At 66.2% G+C, this 4,738-nt stretch carries 5 protein-coding genes; 3 read left to right on the top strand and 2 right to left on the bottom strand.

The features are described 5' to 3' along the window. Both ACTHL9_RS04075 and ACTHL9_RS04070 read right to left on the bottom strand, forming a co-directional pair. Positions 1-375: LacI family DNA-binding transcriptional regulator (locus ACTHL9_RS04075; protein ID WP_440517500.1), on the bottom strand; the 375-nt coding region annotated here is incomplete at its 3' end. A 22-nt stretch (positions 376-397) separates the two neighbouring features. Further along, entirely contained in the window at positions 398-1,018 is a 621-nt protein-coding gene (locus ACTHL9_RS04070) for a PadR family transcriptional regulator (protein ID WP_440517499.1), read from the bottom strand. 118 nt (positions 1,019-1,136) lie between these two features. Here ACTHL9_RS04070 and ACTHL9_RS04065 point away from each other — a divergent pair, with 118 nt between their 5' ends. The 3 genes from ACTHL9_RS04065 to ACTHL9_RS04055 are packed head-to-tail and all read left to right on the top strand — an operon-like array spanning position 1,137 to position 4,615. Continuing rightward, positions 1,137-2,246 carry an aromatic ring-hydroxylating dioxygenase subunit alpha gene (locus ACTHL9_RS04065; RefSeq protein WP_440517498.1) on the top strand — a complete coding sequence of 370 codons (1,110 nt, stop codon included), beginning with the start codon at positions 1,137-1,139 and terminating at the stop codon, positions 2,244-2,246. Between the two features lie 3 nt (positions 2,247-2,249). Beyond that, positions 2,250-3,263 (top strand): PDR/VanB family oxidoreductase, encoded by a 1,014-nt coding sequence (locus ACTHL9_RS04060; protein ID WP_440517497.1) that lies wholly within the window; start codon positions 2,250-2,252, stop codon positions 3,261-3,263. Between the two features lie 2 nt (positions 3,264-3,265). Next, entirely contained in the window at positions 3,266-4,615 is a 1,350-nt protein-coding gene (locus tag ACTHL9_RS04055) for an MFS transporter (RefSeq protein WP_440517496.1), read from the top strand. Positions 4,616-4,738 lie beyond the last annotated feature (123 nt).

Here is a 4,738-nt window from a genome sequence, read left to right as displayed (position 1 = left end):
GCTCTGCAGCAGCCTCGCCTCAAGGGACGGTTCACCCTGAGTGTCCACGGTGTAGAGCAATGTGTCGGCGTCCTGAAGCGACTCGAGCACGCCCCGCACCATCGAGTTCGCGAAGGACGTCGTGCCGATGAAGTCGGATACGAGGGCAACAGCACCAGATTTGCCAGTTCGCAGAGTCTTGGCCGTCGTGTTGGGGCTGTATCCAAGTTCCTCGGCCGCCCGACGCACCCGCGCGAAGGTATCAGCTGAAAGACGCTGATCAGTTCGACCGTTGAGCACGAAGGAGACAGCGGATCGCGAGACGCCTGCCCGTTCGGCCACTTCAGTCAGGGTCACTCGGCGCTCGCCGCGCTGACCTCGGCCGCGTGCGTCCATCCGCCCTCCTTTCCATCCCAGCTTAGGGCCGCGTTCCGCCGTCGTCCGGTGGCCTCGAGATGCCCGCCTCCAGCTGCTCCACCAGTTCCAGCCCTCGCTTCGCCCAGGCAATCTCTGCCCGGGCCCGCGCGATCATGCCTTCATAGGCGAAGACCTTGTAGGCAGTAATCCGAGCGGCCTCGTCTGCGGGCTTGCCCTCGATGCGCTTCGCGAGGGTCGGATTCGAGTGGTCGCGAAGGGCACGGATCATGTCCTCCCAGTCCTCGATCCGGCTTGAGTGATATGCGACGTGTGCCCTGAAGAACTCTGTCGACGCCTTCGGCTCGGCCCATTCGAGATAGGCGGCCCGCAGGCGCACGGGATCCCGTTCGCGCTGGTACTCCGGTGGCGCATTGAGCCACGTCTGGAAGGACTCGACCCCGGCCTCGGTGATGGAGTAGCGCTTCTTCGTGCCCCGCTTGCCCCACTGGACGCTCTCGCCGCGGATCAGGCCATCCTGCTCCATGCGGCGAAGCTCGGGGTAGATCTGTGAGTCGGGGGCATGCCAGACGTAGCCGACGGACGTCTGGAAGTTCTTGTACACGTCGTAGCCCGTCATCGGCTGCGACGTCAGCATCGCCAAGAGCGCATTCCTGAGGCTCATTTGGCTACCTTATCCACCCCTTGCAACTATCTATCTCCATAGATAGAGTGTGCTTTACCTCACCAACTATCTATGACCATAGATAGTCATCGCCGTCAACGCCGACGGAAGGACACCGATGTCAAGCACTCGCACCACCAACAAGACCCTCGCCCACCCCCTCAACGCCTGGTACGTCGCGGGCTGGGACTACGAAATCACCCGAAAGCCACTCGCCCGCACGATCGCCAATCGGCCACTCGCACTCTTCCGCACGGAGGACGGCCGCCCGGTCGCACTCGCCGACGCATGCTGGCACCGCCTCGCGCCGCTCTCGATGGGCAAGACCGTCGGCCGGGACGAGATCCAGTGTCCGTACCACGGCATCACGTACAACTCCGCCGGCAGGTGCACCTCGATGCCGGCGCAGGAGACCATCAACCCCTCCGCCACGGTTCCCTCGTTCCCGATCGTGGATCGCTACCGCTTCGCGTGGGTCTGGCTCGGCGACCCGGAGAAGGCCGACCCGGCCCTCATCCCGGACATGCATCAGATGAGCTCCCCGGACTGGGCCGGGGACGGCGAGACGATCTACGCCCCCTGCAACTACCAGCTCGTGCTCGACAACCTCATGGACCTCACCCACGAGGAGTTCGTCCACTCCTCCTCGATCGGGCAGGAGGAGCTCAGCGGCTCCGACTTCAAGGTCACCCACGACGAGAGCACCGTGACCGTCTCGCGCTGGATGTTCGACATCGAGGCGCCGCCCTTCTGGCTCAAGAACATGCGCGACAAGTTCCCCGGCTTCGAGGGCCGGGTAGACCGCTGGCAGATCATCACCTTCGAGGCGCCCTCGACCATCACCATCGACGTCGGCGTCGCCAAAGCCGGAACGGGAGCGTTCGACGGCGACCGCAGCCAGGGCGTCAACGGCTACGTCATGAACACGATCTCCCCGGAAACGGACAGGACGTGCCATTACTTCTGGGCGTTCATGCGGAATTATTGCCTCGACAGCCAGCTCATCACGACCCAGCTCCGCAACGGTGTGCACGGAGTGTTCGGCGAGGACGAGGCCATGCTCAAGGCCCAGCAGGAGGCTATCGACGCCAATCCGGACTATGAGTTCTACAGCCTCAACATCGACGCCGGGGGCATGTGGGTCCGAAGGCTCATCGAGCGCATGCTCGAGGCCGAGGGGCGCCTCCCCGCAGCCAGCCCCTCCCAGCCCACTCCGATCGGCGCCTGAGCCGTGGCCGCGAACTCGAGCGCCGTCTGGCAGAAGGGCACCGTGGTCGAGGCCACCGAGGTCGCCCGCGGGATCCGGCGCATCGTCATCGAGCCGGGCGCCCCGGTGCAGGCGGTGCCCGGCACGCACGTGGATGTCGCCGTCGTCGTCAACGGGGAGCGGGAGGTGCGGTCCTACTCCGTCGTGGAAACGAACGACGACGGCAGCCGCCTTGCGCTATCAGTCTTCCGGACGCCGGCCTCCCGTGGGGGATCGATCTTCATGCACGGGCTCGAGGCCGGGGACGACGTGGACCTCACCCAGCCGATGCAGAACTTTCCGCTCCGCGTCGGAGCCCCGCGGTACGTCCTCCTCGCCGGCGGGATCGGGGTGACGGCCGTCCTCGGCATGGGCCGCCTGCTCGCCCGCCTCGGCGCTGACTACCGGTTCGTCTACGCCGGACGCAGCCGGGACGCCATGGCCTACCTCGACGAGCTCGTCGAGGAGCACGGTGACCGGCTTGAGGTGCACGTCGACGCCGAAGGAACGCAGCTTGACGTCCCGGCGCTGGTCAGCGGCCTCGATCTCACCACGGAGCTGTACATGTGCGGGCCGATCCGGCTCATGGACGCCGTCCGACGCTCCTGGCAGGACTTCGAGCTGAGCCTGCCGAACCTCCGTTACGAGACCTTCGGCAACAGCGGATGGTTCGACCCGCAGGAGTTCACCGTCAGGATCCCGCGGCTCGGCATCGAGACCGTCGTCCCCAAAGACCGCTCCATGCTCGAGGCCCTCGAAGCCGCGGGGGCCGACATGATGTTCGACTGCCGCAAAGGCGAATGCGGCCTCTGCGAGGTCGAGGTGCTGGACCTCAGCGGGGACATCGACCACCGCGACGTCTTCTACAGCGAACGCCAGCAGCGTGCCTCCGCCAAGATGTGCTGCTGCGTCTCCCGTGTCACGGCGAGGAATCCCCTCCGCCCCGGCTCCGTCCTCACTAGCAACGGACGCGCCGTCGTCAGCATCGAGGTGAGCTGAACGTGACCACTGATCTCCGGGCGCGCATCGAAACGTCCCCGATGGGCGCAGGCCAGTGGGCCATCGTCGCCCTCTGCACCCTCCTCAACGCCGTCGACGGTTTCGACGTCCTCGCCATGGCGTTCACGTCCGCGCGCGTGTCCAAGGACTTCGGTCTGACCGGCAGCGAGCTCGGCCTCCTGCTGAGCGCGGGGCTCGTCGGCATGGCCCTCGGATCCCTTCTCATCGGCCCGATCGCGGACAGATTCGGCCGTCGTCCCACGCTTCTCGCGTCCGTCGGTACCTCCGCAGCCGGCATGCTTCTGTCCGCGACCGCCGCCGGCGCCTTCCCCCTCGGCCTCTGGCGCGTTGTGACCGGGCTGGGTGTGGGCGGCATTCTCGCGTGCACGAATGTCCTCGTCAGCGAATTCTCCTCCAAGCGGTCGCGCAGTCTGGCCATCAGCATTGTCACCGCAGGCTATGGGCTCGGAGCGACCCTCGGCGGAGGGGCAGCCGTGTGGCTCCAGGCGCAATTCGGCTGGCACGCCGTCTTCCTCGGCGGTGGCCTCGTGACAGTCCTCCTGCTCGCGCTCGCGTTTGGCCTGGCGCCCGAAAGCGTCGACTTCCTGCTCACTCGGCGGCCGCGGGGGTATGACGCGAAGCTCAGGCGGCTCACTCGGCGGCTCCGACTCGCCGACACAGCGTTCGTGAAAGCAGCACCCACGGCGCACGTCGCCCCGACGCGAAACCCCCTGAGAAGTCTGTTCGATGCCTCCAACCGTCGCTCAACCCTCTTGGTATGGGTGTCTTTCTTCGCGGTGATGTTCGGCTTCTATTTCGTCAACAGCTGGACGCCTAAACTTCTCGTCACCGCGGGAATGACCGAGAGCCAGGGCGTGGTCGGCGGCCTGATGCTCACTCTTGGGGGCACGGTCGGCTCGGTCCTCTTCGGCGCTTTCGCTTCGAAATGGCCGAGTCGAACGGTGATGATCTGGTTCACGGTCCTTGCCGCTGTAGCGACAGCGGTCTTCATCTCCGCCGCGGGAATTCTTGTTCTCGCCTTCGCAATCGGCGTGGTGCTCGGCGGTCTCATCAACGGCTGCATTGCGGGCTTGTATGTCATTGCCCCGTCGGTCTACCCAACGGCTATCCGGAGTACCGGCGTGGGCTGGGGCATCGGGATCGGCCGAGCCGGCGCGATCCTCGCGCCCACCGTCACCGGCGCTCTTCTGGACGCAGGGTGGACTCCGAGCGGCCTTTACCTCGGCGTGGGCGCGGTCGTGCTCGTCGCCACGGCGGCCGTCTTCCTCCTGCCGGGATCCGGCGCCTCCTCGGACGTTCCCGACGACGAGACATCCTTCGCGCCGCACTGAGCGCCGCTGCGTCTGGCTGAGTTTCGGGTACACCAGGTGCCCACAAATGGGCCGACGGCGGGGGGAGTCACCATCCCCCCGCGGGGGGCCCGGTTTGTGGGGGTCAGAAAAAAACCCAACCGG

The sequence above is a fragment of the Sinomonas sp. genome (genome assembly GCF_051955515.1).
Lineage (GTDB): Bacteria > Actinomycetota > Actinomycetes > Actinomycetales > Micrococcaceae > Sinomonas.
This window is presented reverse-complemented; position numbering and strand designations above follow the sequence as displayed.

Coding starts and splice junctions, on each gene's coding strand:
- ACTHL9_RS04065 (WP_440517498.1), top strand. CDS start 1,137: ATGTCAAGCACTCGCACCACCAACAAGACCCTCGCCCACCCCCTCAAC.
- ACTHL9_RS04070 (WP_440517499.1), bottom strand. CDS start 1,018: ATGAGCCTCAGGAATGCGCTCTTGGCGATGCTGACGTCGCAGCCGATG.